Genomic DNA, 24,125 nt, shown 5'->3' on the forward strand with positions numbered 1-24,125 from the left:
ACGTTACCCGCCGTCGCCGATCGATAGTCGCGGACAGGTGATGTCGATACCAAGTTGATGACTGGCGACCACCACGGTGCGGTGTGCGCCGAGCAGGCTGCCGTCGACCAGCGCGGTCAGGATGCGTCGGCCGTCGGTGGCGTCGAGGTGCTCGGTCGGCTCGTCGAGGAGCACGATCGGTGCCGGACACAGCAACACCCGGGCCAGCAGCAGCCGGCGGCGCTGGCCTGCCGACACAGCGGCCGCACCGCCCATGAGCACCGTGCTCAATCCGTCGGGCAGCGCGGCCAGCCAATCGTCGAGGCCCACGGCGGCGAGTGCGTCGGTGAGCTCGTCGTCGGTGCAATCGCCGCGCGCCACCAAGAGGTTGTCCCGGACGGTGGTATTGAACAGATGTGCGTCTTCGGCGAAATAGCTTATGGTGCTCCGCAATTGAGATTCGGTGAGCTCGGTCGTCGCTTTCCCGTCGAAGGTCACTGTGCCGTCGAGCGGTGGCAGCAGCCCGGCCAGCGTCATCAGCAGTGCGGTCTTGCCCGCGCCGCTTCGCCCGGTGATCGCCAGCCGGGCACCGGGTTGCAGCGTCACAGCGAGGTGGTCACCGGTCGGCCCGCCGGGATAACCCGCACGCAGGTCGGCCTCCAGCGCCGGTGCCGTGGCGAGAGTGGTGAGGACGACGTCGGATTGGACGGCACCCGAGGGCAGCAGCTCGCGCAGGCGCGCGGCGGCGATCCGGGCGCGAGTCAGGGCGACTGCTGCACCCGGCAGGGCGACGGTGGCCTCGAACGCCGAGAGTGGCAACAACATCAGCACCGCGAGTGTGGTGGGGGCGGTGTGGGCGGCGATGCCGATGCCGGCCACGACGGCCCCGATCGCGCTGGCTCCGATCGCGAGGGTCGGCACGGCGGCCGCCGCAGCCGCGGGTGCGGCCGCGCGGTCGATCGCCGACCCCCAATCCCGCTGACGCTGTTCGGCTTCGGCGATCAGGGCCGGTAGTCGGCCGGCCACCCGCAGTTCGGCGGCATGATCGAGCGCGGTGACGGCGGCGATGTCGCGGTCCGATTGTTGGGCGCGGGCGACGGCTTCCTGCGCTCGCGCGGCGCGTGCGGCCAATACCGGTGCGAGCACACCCGCGACGAGCAGGCACACGGCGAGGGCCAGAGCGGCGGCGGGCGAGATCATCGCGATGACGGCCGTGGCGGCGACGCCGAGCACGGCCGCGACGCCGATCGGGACCGCGGCGCGAACGGCGACGTCGGCGAGCGTGTCCACGTCGGCGCCGACCCGGGTGAGCAGGTCACCGCTGTGCAACCGCGCCGTGATGTCGGCCGGGCCGTGGGCCAGGCGGCGGTAGATCTCAGCCCGGGCACCGGCCGCCGCCCGCAGCGCGGTGTCGTGGGACGCCAAACGTTCGCAGTAACCGAACACCCCGCGCGAGATGCCCAGTGCGCGCACCGCCACCACGGCGATCGACAGGTCCAGCACCAGCGGCATCTGCCACGCGCGGGTGATCAGCCAGGCGGACACCCCGGCCAAAGCCAGTGCACTCCCCAGCGCCAGCGTGCCGAGCGCGATGGCAAGCAGCAGCCGGAGTCGGTCAAACGCGGGCATGGTGATCGGCCTCCACCGCGATGACGTGGTCGGCGATCCGGACCACACTGTCTCGATGCGCGACCACCACCACGGTGGATCCTCCTGCTGCGCGATCGCGGATCGCTTGCAGCACAGTCTCTTCGGTGGCCTCGTCCAGGTGCGAGGTCGGCTCGTCGAGCAGCAGTACGGGCGCGCGGGAACCGAGTGCCCGGGCCAGGCCCAGTCGCTGGCGTTGCCCCAGGGACAACCCCACGCCGCCCCGGCCGAGCATGGTGTCCGGTCCGTTGGGCAGTGCGGCCAACACGTCGGTGAAACCGGCTGCGTCGCAGGCGGCCTGAGGATCGGTGAGCGTGCCGAACAGTGCCAGGTTCTCCGCGACCGTGCCTGGAATGATCACCGGGCGTTGAGCCAACCAGGCCAGCTGCCGCCACCAGGCCGACCGGTCCATATCGTCGACGTCGAGATCGTCAACGGTGATCCGGCCGTGGGTGGGACTGACCAGTCCCGCGATCGCGAGCAGGGTGGTGGACTTGCCTGCGCCGTTGGCGCCGGTGAGTACGGTGACGCTACCGGGCAGTATGCGACCCGACAGCAGGTGCGGTGACATTCCGTCGCGGCCCGCGACACTCAGGGCGTCGATGACGATCTCCGCGCCTGCCGCGTCCACGGTGCCGGTGCCGTGCAACGGCGCGGGATTCTGCTGGATCAAGGCGAAAGCTTTGTCGGAAGCCGCCTTTCCGTTCTGGGCGGCGTGGAATTCTACGCCGACTCGACGCAGCGGCCAGAACACGTCGGGCGCCAGCAACAACACCGTCAGCCCCGCGGCCAGACTCATTTCGCCGTACACCAGTCGCAGACCGATGCTGACCGCGACCAGCGCGACACCCAGAGTGGCGATGAGTTCGAGTACCAGTGCCGACAGGAACGCGATGCGCAGGGTGGCCATGGCCGAACGACGATGGGCGGCACTGAGTGTGGTGATGCGCTGTGCCGGGCCGTCGGCACGGCCGAGGGCCCGCAAGGTGGGGATGCCGGCGATGAGATCCAGCAGCCGGGCCTGCAGTGTGGTCATCGCGGCCAGCGCCGCGGCTGATCGCTCCGCGGTGGCCAGACCGATCAGCACCATGAAGATCGGGATCAGTGGCAGGGCGACGAGGACGATCAACGCGGATTGAAAATCGTTGAACGCGATCACCACAACGGTGGCCGGGGTGAGGATCGCTGCCAGGAACAGCGCCGGTAGATACGCAGTGAAATACGGCCGCAGGCCGTCAAGTCCGGTGGTGATCACGGTTGCGGCGTCGTCGTGCTGGGCGTCGCGCGCACCGGGTGGCAGCCCGGTCACCGTCCGCAGCACCTGGCCGCCGAGGTCGGCGATGACCGCACTGGCGCCCCGCTGACCGAGCCGGCCCTGCAGCAGGAGGATCAGCGCCCGAAACAGCCAGAGCCCGGCCAGGATCGCCAGTTCGGCGCGCCAGTGGCCAAGGCTGCGGGTGGCCGGGTCGGTGATGACGCCGGCCACCAGATGGCCGAGGATCACCGCGCCGGCGATCGCGCAGCCCGCGATCAGCGTTCCGCAGCCGACTGTCGCGACCACGTACCGGCGCACAGCCGAAGAGGCCCGCCACAGACGTGGGTCCAGCGGGCCCGACCGGCGCTGGGAGCTCAGGGCACGCGCCTCAACGGCAGGCCGACGGACTTCGGAATCGACTCGGCGAAGACGCGTTTACGGAACACCCAGTAGGTCCAACCCTGGTAGATCAGCACGATCGGAGTGAATATCGCGGCCGCCCACGTCATCACCTTCAGGGTGTACGGACTGGACGAGCCGTTGTAGATCGTCACGTCGTAGGCCGGGCTGATGGTAGACGGCACCAGGTTGGGGTATAGCGACCCGAACAGCAACGTCACCACCGCGGCGACGACGATCGTCGTGGCCAGGAACGCCCAGCCTTCCCGCGCGGCCCACGCCGCCGCGACGGCGGCCAGTTGGGCGATCACGGCGATTGCCAGGACTGCCCAGGTCCACGGCTTCCCGTACGCCAGTTGCGTCCACACGCCGAACGCGGCGACCAGTACCGTCGCGGGGACGCTGAGCGTGCGGGCCAGCCCGACGGCATCGCCGCGTACCGCACCGCCGCTCTTGAGGGCCAGGAACACCGCGCCATGGAACAGGAACAGCGAGCAGGTGGCCAGCCCACCGAGCAAGGTGTACGGGTTCAGCACGTCGGACACGGCGAGGTCTGCAACGTTCTTGTCCGGCCCAACGGGGAGTCCCTTGACCAGGACCGCGAACGCGACACCCCACAGGATCGCGGGCAGCCACGACCCGGTCGCGATGCCGATGTCACACCAGCGCCGCCACTTCGGATCGTCGATCTTGCCGCGCCATTCGATGGCCACGACACGCGCGATCATCGACAGCAGGATCACCAGCAGCGGCAGGTACAGCGTGGAGAACACGGTGGCATACCAGTGTGGAAAGGCCGCGAACATGGCTCCGCCCGCGGTGATCAGCCACACCTCGTTGCCGTCCCATACCGGGCCGATCGTGTTCAGCACCGCCCGACGATGAGTCTCGTTATCTCCCTTGCCGATCCGGCCCAGCCAGGTCATCACCATGCCTACGCCGAAGTCGAAGCCTTCCAGGACGAAGAAGCCCAGGAAGAGCACCGCCACGATCACGAACCAAATCTGTTGCAGCCCCATGGTTGGCTCCTCAGTACGCGAACGATAGGGGTGCGACTTCGTCGTCCCCGGGTGGGGTGGGCGGTGCCGGCTCGGCGTCGTGCTCGAGCGGGCCCGCGGTGACATATCTGCGGACCAGGTAGAACCAGATGACCGCCAACACGGCGTAAATCAGCGTGAACGAGATCAGCGACACCCACACCAGACCCGGTCCGTGTAGCGACACGCCTTGCCGGACGGTCAGCCGGACCAGTTGGTCGCCATCGGGGTTGGGCGCGACCACCCACGGCTGGCGGCCCATCTCGGTGAACACCCAGCCGGCTATGGCACCCAGGAACGGTGTCGGAATCGTCCACAGCGCGAAGCGGGAATACCACCTTGTGCCGGGCACCCGGCCGCGGCGCGTCAGCCACAGCGTGGCCAGTGCGAACAGCAGCGGCACCGCCATCAGGCCGATCATCGCGCGGAACGCCCAGTAGGTGACGAACAGGTTGGGCACGTACCAGCCGGGACCGAACTTCTGTTCGTATTGCTGCTGAAGGTCTTTGGTGCCCTGCAACGTCACGCCGCTGAGCTTGCCCTCGGCCAGGAATGGCAGTGCGAAGGGCACTTCGACGACGCGAGTGATGCTGTCGCAGTTGTTGTGCGTCCCGACGGTCAGAAGTGACAGTTTGGGATCGGTTTCTGTGTGGCACAACGATTCGGCGGCAGCCATCTTCATCGGCTGCTGGTGAAACATCAGCTTGCCTTGCACGTCGCCGGTGAAAAACAAACCGACACAGGCGACCAGCGCCACCAGCGAACCGAGGATCGCGCCCGGGCGGTACATCGCGACGGCATCCGGGCCGCCTTTGGACCGCACCATCCACCAGGCGCAGACAGCAGCCACGAACGTCGCGGCGGTGAGGAACGACGCGGTGACCGCATGCCAGAAAGCCGCGACTCCGGTGTTGTTGGTGAACAACTCGACGATGCTCCGCAGTTCGGCGCGGCCCGTCTGTGGGTTGAACCGGGTGCCCACCGGGTGCTGCATCCAGGAATTCGCGGTGATGATGAAGAAGGCCGACAGGTTGACCGCGATGGCCACCAGCCAGATCGACGTCAGGTGCAACCAGCGGGGGAGTCGGGTCCAGCCGAATATCCACAGCCCGATGAACGTCGACTCCAGGAAGAAGGCAACCAGGCCTTCCAGCGCCAGCGGTGCGCCGAACACATCGCCGACGAAGCGCGAGTATTCGCTCCAGTTCATCCCGAATTGGAACTCCTGGACAATGCCGGTCGCGACACCGATGGCGAAGTTGATCAGGAAGATCTTGCCGAAGAATTTGGTCAGCCGATACCAGGCCGGGTTGTCGGTGATCACCCAGATCGTCTGCATGACAGCGATCAGCGGCGCCAGCCCGATCGTGAGTGGCACGAATATGAAGTGGTAGACCGTCGTGATTCCGAATTGCCACCGGGACACGTCAAGAGCGCTCATCGCCGAACTCTCCAATTAACGCGAAAGGCGCGGATCGCCTATCTACGACAAAGTGTAGTAGTGATCCGCGCCGTTCGCGCTAGAGCCTTTTGGCCTTTGTGACGAGAATCCTAGGGCGCTGTGGCGGCGATTCGGTCGCCGAGGTTTTTCGAGGCCTTGCGGATTCCGAAGGAGGCCACCACCTCGAAAACGCCGATGACGACCAGCCAGATGCCTACGACGAGGGTCAGTGTGGCCAGCGACGGGAATGGCGACGCCAGCACGACGATGCCGGCGATGAGGCTGATCACGCCGACGAAAATCTCCCAGCCGCGGCCGGGGGTGTCCGGGTCGCTGATCGCGGACACCGCGGTGGCGACGCCACGGAAGATGAAGCCCACGCCGATCCAGATCGCCAGCAGCAGAATGGAGTTCTGGATGCTGCGGAAGCAGAGCACCGCCAGGATCAGCGCAGCGGCACCGCTGATGAACAGCATGACCCGGCCGCCGGCCGACACGTGCAGGGTGAAGGCGTGGAACACCTGCGAGATGCCCGTCACCAGAAGGTAGGCGCCGAAGAAGATCGCGGCGACGAGGATGGAGATTCCCGGCCAGACGAGTACCAGGACTCCGAGAACGAGCGACAGAACGCCCGACAGCAGGACCGACTTCCACAGATGCGGCAGAAGCGGCGGGGCAGAGGTGGTTGTCATGGCCGGAAGTGTTGCACAGCAGGTAGACAATGGACGCCATTTGAGCACTTCAACGGGTGAATTGACGTCAAAGAGTGTCCTCGTCGTCACCGCGTTCGCGCAGCGACAGCCAGTACAGCATGGTGATCAATCCGAAAATCAGGAGCGCGGCGATCAGATCGGACCACTGGAACGGGTAGACGGCCCCGTCGATGGACAGCACCATCACGGTTTCGGCGACGGCGAAGAACAGAAAGAAGACACCGAGGAACCGGCGGGCCGCCGAACGATGCAACCGGGTCCGGCGGACCTCCACCATCAGGCTCAGCAGCAGAACCGGCAGCACTTGCGCGAGGGTCGCGGCCGTCGGGCCGTCCATGATGGCGAAGTGGACTCGATTGAGGTCAGGCACGCCAGGCCACACTAGCTGCGCGTACCTGTGGATCCGCTGCCAGATGGTTACGGTGCTACTACTGTTCCGTTACCGGGAGTACAAAACCCGGATGGGGCCATTAGTTTCGGGCAGGACGGCCCGGGATGCAGTCGAGAGAAAGAGGCAACCGTGCTCACTGGATGGTGTCGCGTAGTTGGAGTGATTGGCATAGCCGGTGCCCTGGCATTGTCCGGCTGCAGCAGCAAAAGCGACTCTGGCGCAGGGCCGTCGACGGCGACCACGGCGGCCAAGGCGCAGAAGGTCGACGAGATCGCGGCGACGGTTCCCGATGACATCAAGAAGTCGGGCAAGTTGGTCGTTGGCGTGAACATCCCTTATGCGCCTAACGAATTCAAGGATTCCAGCGGCAAGATCGTCGGCTTCGACGTCGACCTGATGAACGCCATCGCCTCCACGATGGGCTTGACCGCCGACTTCCGCGAAGCGGACTTCGCCAAGATCATTCCCTCGATCCAGCAGGGCACCTTCAACGTCGGCATGTCGTCGTTCACCGACACCAAGGAGCGCCAGCAGTCGGTGGACTTCGTCGACTACTTCAACGCGGGCATCATGTGGGCGCAACGGCCCGGGTCGCCGATCGACCCCAACAACGCGTGTGGCAAGAAGGTCGCCGTGCAGGCGACCACCACCGAGGAAACCGACGAGCTCCCCAAGAAGAGCAAGGCGTGCACCGACGCCGGCAAGCCGGCCATCGAGATCCTGAAGTTCGACGGGCAGGACGCCGCCACCAACGCAGTGGTGCTCGGCCAGGCCGACGCGATGTCGGCGGACTCGCCGGTGACCGCGTACGCCATCAAGCAGAGCAACGGCAAGCTGGAGGCCGCCGGCGAGATCTTCGACTCGGCGCCCTACGGCTGGCCGGTCGCCAAGGGTTCGCCGTTGGCCGCTTCCCTGCAGAAGGCGCTCGAACACCTCATCGAGACCGGTGATTACAAGACGATCGCCAGCAACTGGGGTGTCCAAGCCGGGATGATCACCAAGCCGGTCATCAACGGGGGGACCAGCTAACCGATATGGCTGTCGACGAGTCGGCTCCACCTGCCATCAACGCGGTACCGCTTCGTCATCCGTGGCGGTGGGTGGGGGCGGCCGTCATCATCGTCCTGGTTGCCCTGTTCATCTATGGCGCGGCCACCAATCCGGCCTACGGCTGGTCGACGTACGGCGAGTATCTGTTCAACGACCGGATCATGCTCGGTGTCTTCAACACACTGCAGCTGACGGTGTACGCGATGGTGCTCGGCATCGTGCTCGGTGTGATCCTGTCGGTGATGCGGCTATCGCCGAACCCCGTATTCGGTTCTGTGGCATGGGTTTTCCTGTGGATCTTCCGCGGCACACCGGTGTACGTGCAGCTGGTGTTCTGGGGGCTCATCCCGACTATCTATCAGCACATCCAGTTGGGCGTGCCGTTCGGGCCGTCGTTCTTCCACCTCGACCTGCAGAACCTGTCCATTCCGTTCCTGCTGGCGGTCATCGGTCTCGGACTCAACGAGGCCGCGTACATGGCCGAGATCATCCGAGCAGGCATCACGTCGGTGCCCGAAGGGCAGTCGGAGGCATCGACCGCGCTGGGTATGTCGTGGGGAATGACGATGCGCCGCACCGTGCTTCCACAGGCGATGCGGGTCATCATTCCGCCGACCGGCAACGAGGTCATCAGCATGCTGAAGACCACATCGCTGGTGACGGCCGTGCCGTATTCCTATGACCTGTACAGCATTGCCTCGCGGGAGATCGCGGCTCGGACATTCGAACCGGTTCCGATGCTGCTGGTGGCCGCGACCTGGTACCTGGTGATCACCAGCGTGCTGATGGTGGGGCAGTACTACCTCGAGAAGTACTTCTCCCGCGGCATTTCCCGAAAGTTGACCTCCAAGCAGCTCGAGGCCTTGGCCAAGGCGCAGACCGGTACGGAGGCGGGACACGTATGACCGGCGAACCCATGGTGCGCGCTGAGCGGGTGTGCAAGGACTTCGGCGCCCTATCGGTGCTCAAGGGTGTGACGCTGTCGGTGGACCCCGGCAAGGTGCTCGTCCTTGTCGGGCCGTCGGGCTCCGGCAAGTCCACATTCCTGCGCTGTATCAATCACCTTGAAAACGTCAGTGCCGGAAGGCTTTACGTCGACGGTCAATTGATCGGCTATCGCGAGCGTGGCGGCAAACTGTACGAGATGGCCCCGCGTGACGCGGCCAAGCAACGCCGCGACATCGGTATGGTGTTCCAGCACTTCAATCTTTTCCCGCACCGCACGGCGCTGGCCAACATCATCGAATCGCCAGTACACGTCAAAGGGGTCAAAAAGGCGGCCGCCCTCGATCGGGCACGGGATCTGCTCAATCAGGTGGGCATGACGGACAAGGCCGACGCGTACCCGGCGCAGCTCTCAGGCGGCCAACAACAGCGGGTGGCGATAGCCCGCGCGCTGGCGATGGACCCCAAGCTGATGTTGTTCGACGAGCCCACCTCGGCGTTGGACCCCGAACTCGTCGGCGAGGTGCTGGGCGTGATGAAAAAGCTTGCCAGCGAGGGCATGACGATGATCGTGGTGACGCACGAGATGGGCTTCGCCCGTGAGGTCGCCGACGAGCTGGTGTTCATGGACGGTGGGGTGATCGTCGAAAGCGGGCCGCCGCGGGAAGTCCTGAGCAATCCGCAGCACGACCGGACGAAGGCCTTCCTGTCCAAAGTCATGTAGCGCTAACCGGTTGGACTTTCGACCCGCCCGCTCTCTTCGTGGGCGGGTCGATCGCCGTCCGGACTGGTGGTGGCTCGGCGGTCGACCAGGTACCAGGTATGCATCAGGCCCTTGCCCTTCACGTCGACGTCGCCGCGCTCCTCGAGGACGAACCGGTCCCGCAGCCGTTCGTAGACATCCTGGGGGACCTGAATGCGGCCCTCGGGGTCGGTGGTCTCCATGCGGGAGGCGACGTTGACCGCGTCTCCCCACACGTCGTAGAAGAACCTGCGGGCACCGACCACGCCGGCGACCACAGGGCCGGCGGCCATTCCCATTCGTAGCGGCACGAGCTGACCGTTGGGATCGCGCAGATCCCGCACGGCCTTGGCCATGTCGAGCGCGAGGTTCGCCAGCGCGTCGACGTGATCGTCGCGGGGCTCGGGCACGCCGCTGACGACCATGTAGGAGTCGCCGGTGGTCTTGATTTTCTCCAGGGCGTGCTTGTCGACCAGGCGATCGAACGTGGTGTACAGCCGGTCGAGGAAGCGCACCAGTTCGGCGGGGGCGATCTGGCTGGCTCGCTCGGTGAAGCCGGCGATGTCGGCGAACAGGATCGAGGCGTCGTCGTATCGGTCGGCGATCGTGCCGCGGGCCGGGTCTTTGAGCCGGGCCGCGATGGTGGCCGGAAGGATGTTGGCCAGTAGCGCTTCGGAGCGCAGGTACTCGAATTCCATTGCCGCCTCGGCGCGGGAGACTTCCCGCATGGCGTACCAGACCGTCGCGAAGATCATCACACATGCGGACACCGTGGTGATCACGAAGCCGGCGTTGACCAGCCAGCGCGGCTGTATACCGGTGTCTCCGGGGACCAGGAACTGAGAAGCGATGGTCAACCCGGCGCCGATCGCCACCACCATCGAGGCCAGCACGACGTGCTCGACACCGAGCACGAGCACGGCCAGCGACGCCGACACCAGATAGTAGAACTGGATGCCGGAGTCGGTCCCGACCTGCCAGCCGACGATCGTCAGGGACAAGAACGCGAAGAAGATGAAGGCCAGCGCGGCGATGCTCTCGCCGAAGCGGTGCAGTAAAGGGATGACCCCGAAGATGGCCGCCGTACCGAGATTGACCAGCCCGATGGTGACCAAATGGTCTGCGGTGATGAATTGCAGGATGCCGATGACGGCGGTGACGACGGCAGCCATCGTCGCCGCGATGTTGAGCACGCGCTGACGGCGGGTGATCGACTCGGCCCAATGCAGGTTGCGAGCCGGCGCGCGGCGCTGCATCTTCTCGCAGTCCGCGCGCTGGGCCGGTCCGTCCGACGGCACCGAACCAGCGCATTTCCGCAGGGTGCCCACAATCGCAGCCTATCGGTTGGCCGCAAGCACCGAGAGGAGTTCGTATCCGACGTGGGCCGCGGCGATCCCGGTCATCTCGGCGTGGTCGTAGGCCGGGGCCACCTCGACGATGTCGGCACCGACCACGTCGAGGCCCACCAGCCCGCGCAACGTGTTGAGCAGTTCGCGCGACGTCAACCCACCGGCTTCCGGAGTTCCGGTGCCGGGTGCGTGCGCGGGATCGAGGACGTCGATGTCGACCGAGACGTACACCGGTCCGCCCGCGAGACGCTTGCGCATACGCTCCACAATGCTTGTGACACCGTCGAATTCGTAGTCATCGGAGCGGATGACCTGGAAGCCCAGAACGGCGTCATCCTCCAGGTCGGTCTTGCTGTACAACGGGCCGCGGATGCCCATGTGCAGCGACCTCTCCATATCGATCAGCCCTTCCTCGCTGGCCCGCCGGAACGGCGTGCCATGGGTGTAGGGCGCGCCGAAATAGGTGTCCCAGGTATCGAGGTGGGCGTCGAAATGCAGCACTGCCACCGGGCCGTGGTCGCGGGCCAGCGAGCGCAGGATCGGCAGGGCGATGGTGTGGTCACCGCCGATGGTCAGAACAGTCGAGCCGTCCTTGCGCAGGTCGGTCATCGCGGTGTCGATTCCCGCGATCGCCTCCTCGATGTCGAAGGGATTGACGGCGACGTCACCGCAGTCGGCCACCTGCTGAGTGATGAACGGATTGACGCCCAACGCCGGGTTGAACGGCCGCAGCAGCTTGGAGGCCGCGCGGACGTGCGATGGCCCGAATCGCGCTCCGGGCCGATAGGACACGCCGCTGTCGAAGGGAACCCCGACGATGCGAACGTCGGCGCCGGGCACCTCGGAGATCCGCGGCAGCCGCGCGAACGTCGACGGCTCGGTGTAGCGGGGATACTTCGTGGCGTCGACGGGTCCGACGATCCCGGAGTCCGGCACGTTGTCGATCTCGGATGCCATGTTTCCTCCTCTGCCGGTTCCTTGCGGCGAGGTTAGCCTGCAAGGATGACCCGGATCGCGTGCGCCCAAATCGACCCCACCGTCGGCGCGCTGGCCGCCAATCTCGAGCTGTCGACGGATGCTGTCGCTGACGCCGTCGCGCAAGGGGCCGACGTCGTGGTGCTGCCGGAGCTGGCCACCTCCGGCTATATGTTCGCCGATGCTGACGAAGCCCGCTCGGTGGCGGTGCGCCCCACCGATCCGGCGTTCGACGCGTGGCGCTCCGCCGCCGGCGACGCGATCGTGATCGGCGGGTTCTGCGAGCTCGGTGACGACGGTTTGCTGTACAACAGCGCGATCGCGCTCGACCGCGACGGACTGATCGCGACCTACCGCAAGACACATCTGTGGGACCGGGAGAAGCTGATCTTCACCCGCGGCGCCGCGCTGCCTCCGGTGCTGAAGACACGGCACGGCGCGATCGCGGTGATGGTCTGCTATGACCTGGAGTTCGGTGAGGTGACTCGCCAGGTGGCCGTTGACGGCGTGGAATTGATTGCGGCGCCGGTGAATTGGCCGCTGTTCCCCCGTCCCGAGGGGGAGCGGCCGGGAGAGGTGATCACGGCGATGTCCACCGCACGGCTCAATCGGGTGGTGGTCGCGGTGTGCGACCGCGCGGGAGTCGAACGTGGCCAGCCGTGGACGCAGGGCAGCGTGATCGTCGACCCCGACGGCTGGGTGGTCGCCGATGCAGGGTCGGGACCGGGGCTGGCCATCGCCGACGTCGACCTGACCGCCACGCACGACAAGACTCTGACGGAGTATGTCGACCTGCTCTCCGATCGGCGCCTAGACCTCTACTGAAAAGCCGCCCAAAAGTTTGCTTGAGCAGTATGCTGCCCTCGTTGGACCCACAGCGGTTATCCAGTAAAGTGGCCTTTCGCCACTACGGTGTACGCAGATAGGAATTATCATGAGCTCTTGTCGCCTGACTCGTCAGATTGCACTCTTTGCTGGCGGGGCTGCAATCGTCGGGATGGGCGCGTTGACCGCGTGCAGCTCGAACGCGAAGGAGGCCCCCTCGTCGACGACGACCACTCCGTCGTCCACCGTGGCGCCCTCGCCGACCGAGAAGGCTGTGTCGCCGGGTGGCGCGAACTCGTTCTCGCCGACGGTCAACCCCGCGCCGCCGGGAACGGTCTGCAAGCAGATCGTCGGCAACCAGTGCGTCCGGTGATCGTGGACCGTCGTTAAGCGGCTGGCGGCAGCTTTCAGACGGTACGGCTGCGGGTCCGCCTCACCTGGCGGCCGTCCTCCGTGTCGTCTCGCCTTTGCGGCCGCGACGTAATGGCCGCAGCACTCAGTGCCACGAGCGCCCCGCCGAGCAGCATGCCCCCGATGACATCGGTGAAAATGTGAGCGCGGACGTAGAGCGCCAGCCATGCGACGGCAAGGACACCTATCGCGGCAACGCTTGAAATCACTGCCTTCGCAGCGTGCTTGCGCCCGACGCCTACGCACACCGCGATCGTTCCGAACAGTGTGGCGGCTCCGGTGACATGACCGGAGGGAAACGAATTCATGTAATCGAGGTCTGACCAGTCAAGCATTGACCCGTCGCGCAACTGGGCGAGATTTTCGGGCGTTCGCTCGACGATGTGCTTGAGCGCCTGCTCGAGCACCGCACCCGCGCCGACGGATCCAGTCACGGCAACGAGGCGCATGATCGAACGCGCGTTCACGGCCAGTAGAGTTCCGCTCACCAATCCGGCGACTGCCACGTGGATGGGTTGACCGATGTAGTCGAAGATCCCGGTCGAATCGCCCCGCCGATTGTGCGATCGATGCGCGTCGAACCAATTCCAGACCGATGTGTCGAGCGCTGTCATCCACCAGGAGTTGATCTCGGCAGCCATGTACGCCAGCGCGCCGAACAGGCCCGCGGCGAGCAGGACCAGCGCGAATCGCTGCCGTCTCGATGTGATGTCGATGTCGCTCATTGTGCCGCAATGGCTCATCTCATCGTTGCGGGTAGTCCAAGGCGCCAATCGGCCGCGATTGATCCGGACCCGGTCAAGGGAACCCGCCACGGCAAGGGGGGATAAGGGGCCGTGGCGGGCTCGATACGTCAACGGTGGGTGGACCGGAGCAGTTCCCCGACCGCGACACCGATGCGGGAGGCGGTATCTGCAGGCGCTTTGCATCTGCGCGCTCCGCAGGCCCCAGCCGCCTGATTGCGGGCGGTACGGATAGCGCGTTTCTGGTGCCCTCGGTGAGATCCGAACTCACACTGCACGGGTTGTGAAGGTGTGGATCCTACGTTGTTCCAGCTCACAGCTGTTGGGGCAGGTTGATGACCGTCGGGGACCGGTGAGGATGAACTACCAGTGCAGATAGGTTTTTTATCGATGTCTCCCGATAGTCCTCGGGTGTCCGCGATCGGTGCCCTGCTTACTGTCTGCTTACTGGAATCGAGTTGTCCGAAACAGCCTTTCAGCCCGTTCACCCTAGCCATCGCTCCCAAGAATGCGAACTAATTGATAGCTCGAATGACCCGGGGAGTCGACTTGCCAGTAATTTTCTGACAGTGCTGGCAGGGGAGAAAACCTGTTCCGCACTCCAACCGAATCAGGCGACCTCCCTTGCGCGTCCACTCTTTGGCCCTTGGGTTCTCACCCCGCGGGGGCAGGTGGGCGGACCCACCTCAGCGCGGCCACGATCCGGTTTTACATCCTGAAGAATATTGAGTTGGGGCGTGCACTTCGGCCACGTCGGTCGTCGTCGCCTCGCTCGGCGTAGCGATGTGCAGGCGTGGATTGACTCGAGAACCACGACAGTGTGATGGGTACTGCGCACGCGGCGTCGACTCGTTGTCGGCTGGGGTCACCGAGACGACGGTGTTGGTGACCGTGGCGATCACCGATACGCCGGTGAAGTAGACGTAAGCGCCGTCGGGGCTGATCGCGACCCCCGGCTCCGCTGAGGTCGCGGGATGCCGGAGTCATGGGAAATCTGACCCACACTCGGAGCACCCGGGCGGTGATCCGGGGCAGCGGGGTCGGAGTGCGGGCGTGAACCCTGGGGGCACTCGAACTACGCCTCACATGCACGCCGAATCCGTTGCCGCACAGCAGATTCGCGCGCGAAGTTACCCGCCCGCGCCGGTGGTGCCCGGGCTGCCCGACAGCGCCCCCGCGGCTCCGCCCTTGCCGCCCTCCCCGTCGGACCCGTTCGGAAGCCCACCCTCGCCGGTCCCGCCCGCCCCGCCGTCGCCACCGTTGCCGCCGTTGCCGATCCGCCCGGCGTTCCCGCCGGCCCCGCCGCCCGCACCGTTCCCGCCGGCGTCGAACGAACCGTTGCCGCCGGAGCCGCCGGCCCCGCCGGCCCCGCCATTGCCGTACAGGGACCCGCCGGTGCCGCCCTGACCGCCGAGCCCACCGTTGCCCCCGGGAGCATTATTCGGCGGCTGGCCGTCGCCGCCGGTGCCGCCGGCCCCGCCAACTCCGCCCGTGCCGATCAGCCCGGCATTGCCGCCGGCGCCGCCGCCACCACCGTTCCCCCCTGAAACGCCTTCAGCGAAACCGCCACCGCCGCCGCTGCCGCCGGCCCCACCGGTCCCGTAGAGCCATCCGCCGTTGCCGCCGTTGCCGCCGGGTCCGCCGTTCCCGCCTACGCTGTCGAAGCCGGCCCCACCGGGCCCGCCGGCGCCGCCGGCCCCGATCAGCCCGGCGGCGCCCCCCGCCCCGCCACGTCCTCCGACAACGTTGGGGCCGCTCCCCCCGCCGCTGACCCCACCGGACCCGCCGGACCCGCCGGCGCCGTACAGCCAGCCGCCGGCGCCCCCGTTGCCGCCGTTGCCGGCGGGCTCGACGTCACCGCCGGGCGTGGCGTCGCCGCCGGTCCCACCCGCCCCGCCGGTGCCGATCAGGCCCGCGGCGCCGCCGTCCCCGCCGGTGCCGCCGGTGAAACCGCCGCCGCCGCCCTGGCGGGCGTTCCCGCCGTCCCCGCCGGCTCCAGCACTGCCGTACAGCCAGCCGCCGTGGCCACCGGCGCCGCCATCGCCGCCTGACCCGGGGACATGTACGTCCGTCGCGTTGCCGCCGTGGCCGCCGCTACCGCCGGCCCCCAACAAGCCCGCGCCCCCGCCGGCTGCCCCGGCGCCGCCGTTCCCGCCGCCGCTGGTGTTCCCGCCGGCCCCGCCGGCGCCGGCGTCGCCGGTCAACCAGCCGCCGTGCCCGCCTGCCCCGCCGTTGCCGCCGGCGCCCCCGGCGCTGGAGTCCCCGCCGGCCCCGCCGGCCCCGCCGTTGCCCACCAAGCCGGCACAGCCACCGGCACCACCCGTACCGCCGCTGACCCCGCCGGCGCTGCTGGCCCCGCCGGCCCCGCCGGCGCCGCCATCCCCGCCCAACAACCCGCCGCGCCCGCCGTTGCCGCCCGCACCGTCGTTGATCCCCGCGACCCCGGCCCCGCCGTTACCACCCTTACCGAACAACCCGGCCGCCCCGCCGTTGCCGCCGTTGAAGCCGTCACCACCGCCACCGCCGAACAATCCGCTGCGCCCGCCGTTGCACGCCACCCCGCCGGTGCAGGTGGCTGCGGTGTAGCTGAATCCGGTGCCGAACAACAACCCGCCGTTGGGGTGCGTTGCGGTGCCGTTGCTCACGAAAACACCGATCCACCCCGCGATCAGCGCACCCGGATGCCAACCTCCACTCGTCGGCCCCACCACCGCAATCGGCATGGTGACAGTGCTGGTGCGGCGGGGATCAGCCAGCGTGGACACCACAGACGCCGCGGTCAGCGCCGCACCTGAGCTGCTACCCGAGGACAGCGGCGACGACGACGTGGTGGGTGTGGTTGGCGTCGTGTCGTGAGGCGGCGTCGGCGACCCTGCCGAGCCGGTCACGATGGACGCCGAGAGTTTGCTCACCGGAGTGCGGTGCTGATCGCCGGCACTTGCACCCGACCCACCTGCATGACCAGTCGACGACGACGAGGTCCCAGAGCCCGAAGCACTTGAGGACCCCAACGACGGCGTGTGATGGGTCGAGCCGGCCGGCGACGCCCCCGAGGCTGCCGAGCCGGCATCCGCCCACGCCACCGCTGGCACTGCCGCGATCCCCACCCCGAGACCCAGTGCGATCGCCAGACCACCGACGCGGCCCATGTACCGAGACCCATCGGGCGAGGGCGCTACCGGCGACCGATCACGATGGGCGACACGGGTCTGAGACGAGTGACGAGCGACCATTGGCAACTCCCGAACAGCTGAGGTCCACGAGGCACCGGCACCCCGCAGAATGCCCCGATTATTAACGCAACTGCCCATATCCGCTTGTCGTTTCGATCAAAACAATCGCTCCGCCAGCGCAGTGCCAGCACCTCACCGCATGCCCTGGACTTACTCAGCGGCAAGAACCCGATAGACCGTGGTGTTCGGGACTCGGAAAATCGATGCTAGGGGCGCTGAGAATTGCTCGATGCCGTCGTGCGCGTTTGGCCGTTCTGGCGTAGCTAGTGGCGCGGCGCAACGCTCTGACCTGCGAGCGCGCGGTGCGTAGGACGTACGTAGGGTGCTTGCATCCGCAACTGCTAGCAGGGCTAACAACAACCGCGGTTTCTGGTGCCCTCGGTGAGATTCGAACTCACACTGCACGGGTTTTGAATCCGTTTCCTCTGCCAGTTGGGATACGAGGGCAGGCCGCGTTCACGGCGGTGTCCCACCATAGTGGATGACCGCGCCGGGGGCGCCAACCGGTCGGTCGCAGTGCTGCGAGGTGGCTGATTACCGCTGACCACGCAACAATGGCCGCATGACGGACGCCGAAGACCGCACATCCCGCCGGGTGCTGATCGCCGAGGATGAAGCGTTGATCCGGATGGATCTGGCCGAGATGCTTCGGGACGAGGGCTACGAGGTGGTCGGCGAAGCCGGGGACGGCCAGGAGGCCGTCGAGCTGGCCGAGCAGCTGCGCCCCGACCTGGTGATCATGGACGTCAAGATGCCGCGGCGTGACGGGATCGACGCGGCCGCCGAGATCGCCAGCAAGCGCATCGCGCCGATCGTTGTGCTGACCGCCTTCAGTCAGCGTGACCTGGTGGAAAAGGCGCGCGATGCCGGCGCCATGGCGTACTTGGTCAAGCCGTTCTCCATCAGCGATCTGATCCCGGCGATCGAGGTGGCGGTCAGCCGGTTCGGCGAGATCGCCGAACTGGAGCGTGAGGTCGCCAACCTGTCGGACCGCCTGGAGACCCGCAAGCTGGTGGAGCGGGCGAAGGGGCTGCTGCAGGCGAACCAGGGCATGACCGAACCCGAAGCGTTCAAGTGGATTCAGCGTGCGGCCATGGACCGGCGCACCACGATGAAGAGGGTCGCCGAGGTGGTGCTGGAGACGCTCGACACGCCCGGTTCGGATCCCGCGTCGAATTGACGCGTTAACTTTGCATTTCCTCTGACCGCGCCGTTTACGGCGATCCGGAATATGCTCACGGCCAGGCGTGGGCCAACAAGACGCGCTGCGGCCACCGGTTGGTTATGTTCTACCGCAGTGTCGAGAGTGGGCCGGAGAGCGGTCTGCGATGTCGGCGCCGTGAAACTACTGACCCGGAGGTGAAACGTGCGCGCACGCGCGACACGCAGTGCAATCGCCGCTAGCTCGGCGCTGCTGGCGGTCATCGGCATCGCCGGCTGCAACCAGCAGTCCCCGTCGAACGGTGGTGGGAACTCCTCGCAGGGCGACCTGAAGATCGTCGAGCAAGTCCAGATCGACCAGAACGGTGCGGAAGTCAAGCCCGACGCCGGTGCCACTCCGGCCGATCCGGCCGGTGACGGCAAGGCGACGTGCCCGCCGGTGTCGATCGCGATGGCCGGTGCGCTCAACGGACCAGACGCCGCGCTGGGCATCAACATCAAGGACGGCGTGCAGCTGGCCATCGACAAGCACAACGCCGCCAACCCCGGCTGCCAGGTGCAGTTGAAGCCGTTCGACACCGAGGGTGACCCGCAAAAGGCCACCGCCATCGCGCCGCAGATCGTCGACGATGCGTTCACGATCGGGCTTGTCGGACCGGCGTTCTCGGGCGAGACCAAGGCCACCGGCGGGGTGTTCGACCAGGCCGGCCTGGTCGCGGCAACCGCGTCGGCCACCAACGTCACGCTGTCCGAGCAGGGCTGGAAGACGTTCTTCCGTGGCCTGGCCAACGACGGCGTGCAGGGTCCCTCGGTGGCCAACTATCTGAAGAACACCCTCAACCAGAAGAAGGTCTGCGTCGTCGACGACAGCACCGACTACGGTGTCGGCCTGGCACAGGCGGTCCGCGAGACCCTCGGCCCGGTCGCTCTCGATGCCTGCAAGATCTCGGTCAAGAAGGGCGACAAGGACTTCTCGGCCGCGGTCACCCAGGTCAAGGGCCAGTCGCCGGATTCGGTGTTCTACAGCGGTTACTACGCCGAGGCCGCTCCGTTCGTCCAGCAGCTGCGCGACGGCGGGTACACCGGCAAGTTCGTCAGCGCTGACGGCACCAAGGATCCGGAGTTCGTGAAACAGGCGGGGCAGTCCTCCAAGGACGCCATCCTGTCCTGCCCCTGCGGGCCGGCCACCGGCAGCTTCGCCGACGAGTACACCAAGAAGTTCGGTCAGCCGCCCGGCACGTACAGCACCGAGGGATACGATCTCGGTACTGTTCTGCTGAAGGGCATCGACGCCGGCAAGATCACCCGCCCCGACCTGCTTGCCTGGGTCAAGAACTACAACGGCCAGGGTGTTGCCCGTAAGTACCAGTGGACCGACAAGGGCGAACTCACCACTACCCTGATCTGGATCTACAAGGTTCAGTAGCCGATTCGCGAGACGCGTCCGGGACCGCAAGGCTCGGACGCGTTCTCGTTTCAGACACCCAAGGAGGCCGCCGCTAACGATGGTCTACCAGAGCTTCGGCCAGATCACGTATCTCGCCAGTGACATCGGTTTCAATATCGACAATCTGCGAGACGGCTTCTGGCAGTTGACCATCGACGGCCTGTCGTGGGGCGCCATCTACGCTCTGGTGGCTGTTGGGTACACCTTGGTGTTCGGCGTCCTGCGCCTGATCAACTTCGCGCATTCCGAGATCTTCATGCTGGGCATGTTCGGCTCCTACTTCTGCCTGGACATGATTCTCGGGTTCACCCCGAGCGGTGATGCCTACAGCAAGGGCATCTTACTGACGGTGTTGTACCTCGGCATCGCCATGCTGTTCGCGATGTTGGTATCGGGTTCGGCCGCAATGGGTTTGGAGCTGGTCGCCTACCGGCCGCTGCGGCGCCGAAACGCCCGGCCGCTGACGTTCCTGATCACCGCCATCGGTATGTCGTTCGTGCTGCAGGAGTTCGTCCACTTCGTGTTGCCGAAGATCATCAAAGACTACGGCGGCAGCAACGCCCAGCAGCCGATCATCTTGGTGCAGCCGAAGACTCAGTTCGAAGTTTTCGGTGCGACGGTCTCCAACGTCACACTGGTGATCGTCGCGGCCGCGCTGATCTTCGCGGCGCTGACCGATATCGCGATCAACCGGACCAAGTTCGGCCGCGGTATCCGGGCGGTGGCCCAGGACCCGACGACGGCGACGCTGATGGGGGTGTCCCGGGAGCGGATCATCCTGACGACGTTCCTCATCGGTGGTCTGCTGGCCGGTGCCGCCGCGATGCTCTACACCCTGAAGGTGCCGCAGGGCATCATCTACTCGGGCGGATTCCTGTTGGGCATCAAGGCGTTTTCTGCGGCCGTGCTCGGCGGAATCGGCAACCTGCGCGGGGCGCTACTCGGCGGACTGGTGCTGGGCATCATGGAGAACTACGGCCAGGCCGTGTTCGGCACGCAATGGCGTGACGTCGTCGCTTTCGTGCTGTTGGTTCTGGTGCTGCTGATCAGGCCCACCGGGATACTCGGGGAAAGCCTCGGAAAGGCGCGAGCATGAGCGAGCAGACGCCAGGGAAGTGGTCGGGCCGGCTGCTCGCCCCCGGCGACGGTCTGCGCGGCTGGTGGTCGGGCCTGAGCCGGGTGCAGAAGTGGGGCTTCGGAATTCTGGGTTTCGCGCTGCTGGCGTTGTCACCGCTGCATCCGCCGCCGTTCTTCGATACGCCCGGAATCAGCTTCGGCGGCACCATGGCACAGTTCGCCATGGTGGCGATCATCGCGATCGGCCTCAACGTCGTCGTAGGCCAGGCCGGGCTGCTGGATCTGGGTTACGTCGGCTTCTACGCCGTCGGCGCCTACACCGTCGCCCTGCTCACCAGTCCGGACAGCCCCTGGAACCAGATAAGCGGCAGCGGGGCGTTCAGCGAGAACTGGGCGTGGCTGTCGTGCGTTCCGCTCGCGATGGCCTTTACCGCGCTGGCCGGCTTGATACTGGGCATTCCGACGCTGCGGCTGCGCGGCGACTATCTGGCCATCGTCACATTGGGTTTCGGCGAGATCATTCGGTTGCTCGCCGACAACCTGTCCGGGATCACCAACGGTTCCCGCGGCCTCAACGGGGTCGCTTACCCGAGGGTCGGTGAGACCGACAAACTGCCCGACGGGGTGTTCTCGAGCGGTAACTCCACTGGCCATGCGAACTACGGCACCTGGTGGTTCTGGCTGGGATTGATCCTGATCGTCGCAATTCTGCTGCTGGTCGGCAACCTGGAACGCAGCCGGGTCGGCCGGGCCTGGGTGGCGATCCGCGAGGACGAGGACGCCGCGGAAGTGATGGGCGTCAACACGTTCCGGTTCAAACTGTGGGCATTCGTGATCGGCGCCGCGATCGGTGGACTGTCCGGGGCGCTGTACGCCGGACAGGTGCAATACGTCGCGCCGCCCACATTCAACATCATCAACTCGATGCTGTTCCTGTGCGCGGTGGTGCTGGGCGGGCAGGGCAACAAGCTCGGCGTCATCTTCGGGGCGTTCGTCATCGTGTACCTGCCGAACCGCCTGCTCGGCGTGCACTTCCTGGGCATCAACCTCGGCGACCTGAAGTACTTGTTCTTCGGCCTGGCGCTGGTGGTGCTGATGATCTTCCGCCCGCAGGGACTGTTCCCGGTTCGCCAGCAACTGCTCACCTACGGCAAACGCGCCCGCTATCTGTTGCGCAGCGCCGACGAGTCGAAGTCGGCCGCATGACGCACGCCGCCCGCGGTCCCACTCAAGACGATCCGGACACCCCGATCGACGAGAGTCTGGCCGTCTTCACCCGTGACACCGATGTCGCCGAGGGCGAAACTCTGCTGGAAACACAGGATCTCACCGTGAAGTTCGGTGGCCTGACGGCGCTGGATTCGGTGAGCTTCGAGATCAAGCGGGGCGAGATCCTCGGCCTGATCGGGCCGAACGGCGCGGGCAAGACCACCTGCTTCAACGCGATCACCGGTGTGTACCGACCGAGTTCGGGATCGGTGACCTTCGACGGGGCGCCGCTGGGCCGGATCAAGCGGCACCAGATCACCCGACGAGGGATCGCACGGACCTTCCAGAACATCCGGCTGTGGGGCGAGATGACCGCGTTGGAGAATGTGGTGGTGGGCACCGACGCGCGGCACAAGACGTCGGTGCCCGGCGCGTTGGTGCGTACGCCTCGGCACCGCCGCGAAGAGCGTTCGGCCATCGAAAAGGCATCTGCTCTGCTGCAATTCGTTGGCATCGCGCATCGCGGCGAGGAGAAGGCCAAGAACCTGCCATACGGTGACCAGCGCCGGTTGGAGATCGCCCGGGCACTGGCCACCGAGCCGAAACTGCTGTGCCTCGACGAGCCGGCGGCCGGCTTCAATCCCAGCGAGAAAGCCGCGCTGATCGAATTGATCCGGGCCATCCGCGACGACGGCTACACCGTGTTGCTCATCGAGCACGACATGCGACTGGTCATGGGTGTCACCGACCGGATCGTGGTGCTGGAGTTCGGCCGCAAGATCGCCGACGGTCTGCCGGCCGAGATCCGCGACGACCCGGCCGTGATCGCCGCTTATCTGGGGGTACCCGATGACCAGCTCTGACAACGCACCACTGCTCGAGGTTCGCGACGCTGTCGTTCACTACGGCAGGATCGAAGCGCTGCACGGGGTTTCACTCGAAGTGCGGCAGGGTGAGCTGGTGACGCTGTTGGGCTCCAACGGCGCCGGTAAGACCACGATGATGCGCGCGATCTCCGGCCTGCGGCCGTTGTCGTCGGGATCGGTGTGGTTCGAGGGCCGCAACATCAGCCGGGTCAAAGCCCATCAGCGCGCCATCGACGGACTCATCCAGGCTCCCGAGGGTCGCGGCGTCTTTCCCGGCATGACCGTGACCGAGAACCTCGAAATGGGCTGCTACGGACGCAAGTTCGACAGCAAGACCGAGCACCGTGAGCGCCTGGATTGGGTGTTCGAAACCTTCCCGAGGCTCGCCGAGCGCCGTACTCAGGTCGGCGGCACCTTGTCCGGTGGAGAGCAGCAGATGCTGGCGATCGGGCGCGCGCTGATGGCCCGCCCACGGGTGCTGCTGCTCGACGAGCCGTCGATGGGCTTGGCGCCCATGATCATTTCGCAGATCTTCAAGATCATCTCCGAGATCAACGCGCAGGGCACCACCGTCCTGCTGGTGGAGCAGAACGCCCAGCAGGCGCTGACCCGCTCCGACCGCGCCTACATCTTGGAGACCGGAACGATCACCCGCAGCGGGGTGGCCCGAGAGTTGTTGGCCGACGACAGCATTCGCGCGGCCTACCTCGGCGTGGCGTAGTCAGTCGGAGAGCTTGGTCAGCAATAGGTAAGCGCTGGTCAGGCCCCCCACGATCGCGGCGCAGGTGGTGGGCAGCAGCGCGTACGGAGCCCACCGCACACCGGTCAGTAGCAGTAGGCCCGTCACCGCGACGCCGAGTGCCGTGCTGACATTTGGGTTGACCCGCTTCAAGACTCGGCCCAGTGGGTTCTCGCCGGCGACGTCTCCGGCTTCCTTGTCCAGGAAGATCAGCAGGATCGCGGCGCCCACAGCGAGCACGATGAGCTCGCCGCCGATCACCCGGTTCGGCTGGGATGGAACAACCAGTACGACCGCGACCAGCAGCAGCATCGTGAACACCACCAAGGTTTGTGCTGCGCGTCCGCGGAGGCTGGCGGAGTCGCCGATCTGCTTGGCATGGATCGAGATCGTGACAAACAGCAATCCGACCAGCGCTCCGCCGACGCCGCCCACTATGACGGCAAAGGAGTCCCAACCAGGCATCAGATGACGGTACCGGCCGGAGCCGA

The 24,125-nt window shown here is 66.4% G+C and carries 22 protein-coding genes and 1 tRNA gene; 10 read left to right on the top strand and 13 right to left on the bottom strand.

Going from position 1 to position 24,125, the window contains the following annotated elements; genetic code table 11:
• Nucleotides 1-3 precede the first annotated feature (3 nt).
• The 6 genes from cydC to Y900_RS23195 form a co-directional block, all read right to left on the bottom strand.
• Complete coding sequence (gene cydC, locus Y900_RS23170) at nt 4-1,608, bottom strand: thiol reductant ABC exporter subunit CydC (RefSeq protein ID WP_036344726.1); 1,605 nt, start codon at nt 1,606-1,608, stop codon at nt 4-6.
• Nucleotides 1,595-3,199, bottom strand: coding sequence for a thiol reductant ABC exporter subunit CydD (gene cydD / locus Y900_RS23175; protein WP_036344727.1), 1,605 nt, complete (start codon nt 3,197-3,199; stop codon nt 1,595-1,597). Before cydD ends, cydC begins: the two co-directional genes overlap by 14 nt.
• A gap of 56 nt (nt 3,200-3,255) precedes the next feature.
• Complete coding sequence (cydB, locus tag Y900_RS23180) at nt 3,256-4,299, bottom strand: cytochrome d ubiquinol oxidase subunit II (protein ID WP_036344728.1); 1,044 nt, start codon at nt 4,297-4,299, stop codon at nt 3,256-3,258.
• 10 nt (nt 4,300-4,309) lie between these two features.
• A complete protein-coding gene (locus Y900_RS23185; protein ID WP_036344729.1) occupies nt 4,310-5,758 on the bottom strand; it encodes a cytochrome ubiquinol oxidase subunit I in 1,449 nt (482 codons plus the stop codon).
• Nucleotides 5,759-5,868: 110 nt separating this feature from the next.
• A complete protein-coding gene (locus tag Y900_RS23190) occupies nt 5,869-6,450 on the bottom strand; it encodes an HdeD family acid-resistance protein (protein ID WP_036344730.1) in 582 nt (193 codons plus the stop codon).
• Nucleotides 6,451-6,517: 67 nt separating this feature from the next.
• Nucleotides 6,518-6,841 carry a hypothetical protein gene (locus Y900_RS23195; protein ID WP_237752630.1) on the bottom strand — a complete coding sequence of 108 codons (324 nt, stop codon included), beginning with the start codon at nt 6,839-6,841 and terminating at the stop codon, nt 6,518-6,520.
• A gap of 180 nt (nt 6,842-7,021) precedes the next feature.
• Between Y900_RS23195 and Y900_RS23200 the strand changes: the two genes are divergently transcribed.
• The 3 genes from Y900_RS23200 to Y900_RS23210 are packed head-to-tail and all read left to right on the top strand — an operon-like array spanning nt 7,022 to nt 9,581.
• Nucleotides 7,022-7,891, top strand: coding sequence for an ABC transporter substrate-binding protein (locus tag Y900_RS23200; RefSeq protein ID WP_109751129.1), 870 nt, complete (start codon nt 7,022-7,024; stop codon nt 7,889-7,891).
• 5 nt (nt 7,892-7,896) lie between these two features.
• Nucleotides 7,897-8,817 (top strand): amino acid ABC transporter permease, encoded by a 921-nt coding sequence (locus Y900_RS23205; RefSeq protein WP_036344733.1) that lies wholly within the window; start codon nt 7,897-7,899, stop codon nt 8,815-8,817.
• Nucleotides 8,818-8,828: 11 nt separating this feature from the next.
• A complete protein-coding gene (locus Y900_RS23210) occupies nt 8,829-9,581 on the top strand; it encodes an amino acid ABC transporter ATP-binding protein (protein ID WP_192827607.1) in 753 nt (250 codons plus the stop codon).
• A gap of 2 nt (nt 9,582-9,583) precedes the next feature.
• On the opposite strand, the gene Y900_RS23215 is transcribed toward Y900_RS23210, so the two are convergent.
• Nucleotides 9,584-10,855 (bottom strand): adenylate/guanylate cyclase domain-containing protein, encoded by a 1,272-nt coding sequence (locus Y900_RS23215; protein WP_081845353.1) that lies wholly within the window; start codon nt 10,853-10,855, stop codon nt 9,584-9,586.
• 81 nt (nt 10,856-10,936) lie between these two features.
• Nucleotides 10,937-11,905 carry an agmatinase gene (gene speB / locus Y900_RS23220; RefSeq protein WP_036344735.1) on the bottom strand — a complete coding sequence of 323 codons (969 nt, stop codon included), beginning with the start codon at nt 11,903-11,905 and terminating at the stop codon, nt 10,937-10,939.
• 45 nt (nt 11,906-11,950) lie between these two features.
• Between speB and Y900_RS23225 the strand changes: the two genes are divergently transcribed.
• Nucleotides 11,951-12,748, top strand: a complete 798-nt coding sequence (locus Y900_RS23225; RefSeq protein ID WP_036344736.1) for a nitrilase-related carbon-nitrogen hydrolase — start codon at nt 11,951-11,953, stop codon at nt 12,746-12,748.
• A gap of 132 nt (nt 12,749-12,880) precedes the next feature.
• Here the strand turns inward: Y900_RS23225 and Y900_RS33600 are convergent, their stop codons facing one another.
• From Y900_RS33600 to Y900_RS23245, 4 genes are all read right to left on the bottom strand, one after another.
• On the bottom strand, nt 12,881-13,090 hold the full coding sequence (locus tag Y900_RS33600; RefSeq protein ID WP_157838268.1) for a hypothetical protein: 210 nt from the start codon (nt 13,088-13,090) through the stop codon (nt 12,881-12,883).
• Nucleotides 13,091-13,155: 65 nt separating this feature from the next.
• Nucleotides 13,156-13,884, bottom strand: a complete 729-nt coding sequence (locus tag Y900_RS23235; RefSeq protein WP_036344738.1) for a phosphatase PAP2 family protein — start codon at nt 13,882-13,884, stop codon at nt 13,156-13,158.
• Between the two features lie 1,148 nt (nt 13,885-15,032).
• On the bottom strand, nt 15,033-16,814 hold the full coding sequence (locus Y900_RS33155) for a PE family protein (protein WP_157838269.1): 1,782 nt from the start codon (nt 16,812-16,814) through the stop codon (nt 15,033-15,035).
• 691 nt (nt 16,815-17,505) lie between these two features.
• Nucleotides 17,506-17,582 (bottom strand) — tRNA-Leu (locus Y900_RS23245).
• A 115-nt stretch (nt 17,583-17,697) separates the two neighbouring features.
• On the opposite strand from Y900_RS23245, the gene Y900_RS23250 reads away from it, so the two are divergent.
• The 6 genes from Y900_RS23250 (at nt 17,698) to Y900_RS23275 (ending at nt 23,616) form a co-directional block, all read left to right on the top strand.
• Complete coding sequence (locus tag Y900_RS23250) at nt 17,698-18,315, top strand: two-component system response regulator PdtaR (RefSeq protein ID WP_036344739.1); 618 nt, start codon at nt 17,698-17,700, stop codon at nt 18,313-18,315.
• Nucleotides 18,316-18,501: 186 nt separating this feature from the next.
• On the top strand, nt 18,502-19,722 hold the full coding sequence (locus tag Y900_RS23255) for a branched-chain amino acid ABC transporter substrate-binding protein (RefSeq protein WP_036344740.1): 1,221 nt from the start codon (nt 18,502-18,504) through the stop codon (nt 19,720-19,722).
• A 79-nt stretch (nt 19,723-19,801) separates the two neighbouring features.
• A complete protein-coding gene (locus Y900_RS23260; protein WP_036344741.1) occupies nt 19,802-20,839 on the top strand; it encodes a branched-chain amino acid ABC transporter permease in 1,038 nt (345 codons plus the stop codon).
• On the top strand, nt 20,836-22,026 hold the full coding sequence (locus Y900_RS23265) for a branched-chain amino acid ABC transporter permease (RefSeq protein WP_036344742.1): 1,191 nt from the start codon (nt 20,836-20,838) through the stop codon (nt 22,024-22,026). Before Y900_RS23260 ends, Y900_RS23265 begins: the two co-directional genes overlap by 4 nt.
• Nucleotides 22,023-22,892, top strand: coding sequence for an ABC transporter ATP-binding protein (locus tag Y900_RS23270; protein ID WP_051660216.1), 870 nt, complete (start codon nt 22,023-22,025; stop codon nt 22,890-22,892). Before Y900_RS23265 ends, Y900_RS23270 begins: the two co-directional genes overlap by 4 nt.
• Nucleotides 22,879-23,616 carry an ABC transporter ATP-binding protein gene (locus Y900_RS23275; RefSeq protein WP_036344743.1) on the top strand — a complete coding sequence of 246 codons (738 nt, stop codon included), beginning with the start codon at nt 22,879-22,881 and terminating at the stop codon, nt 23,614-23,616. Before Y900_RS23270 ends, Y900_RS23275 begins: the two co-directional genes overlap by 14 nt.
• On the opposite strand, the gene Y900_RS23280 is transcribed toward Y900_RS23275, so the two are convergent.
• A complete protein-coding gene (locus tag Y900_RS23280) occupies nt 23,617-24,099 on the bottom strand; it encodes a hypothetical protein (RefSeq protein WP_036344744.1) in 483 nt (160 codons plus the stop codon).
• Nucleotides 24,100-24,125 lie beyond the last annotated feature (26 nt).

The organism is Mycolicibacterium aromaticivorans JS19b1 = JCM 16368, assembly GCF_000559085.1.
GTDB lineage: Bacteria > Actinomycetota > Actinomycetes > Mycobacteriales > Mycobacteriaceae > Mycobacterium > Mycobacterium aromaticivorans.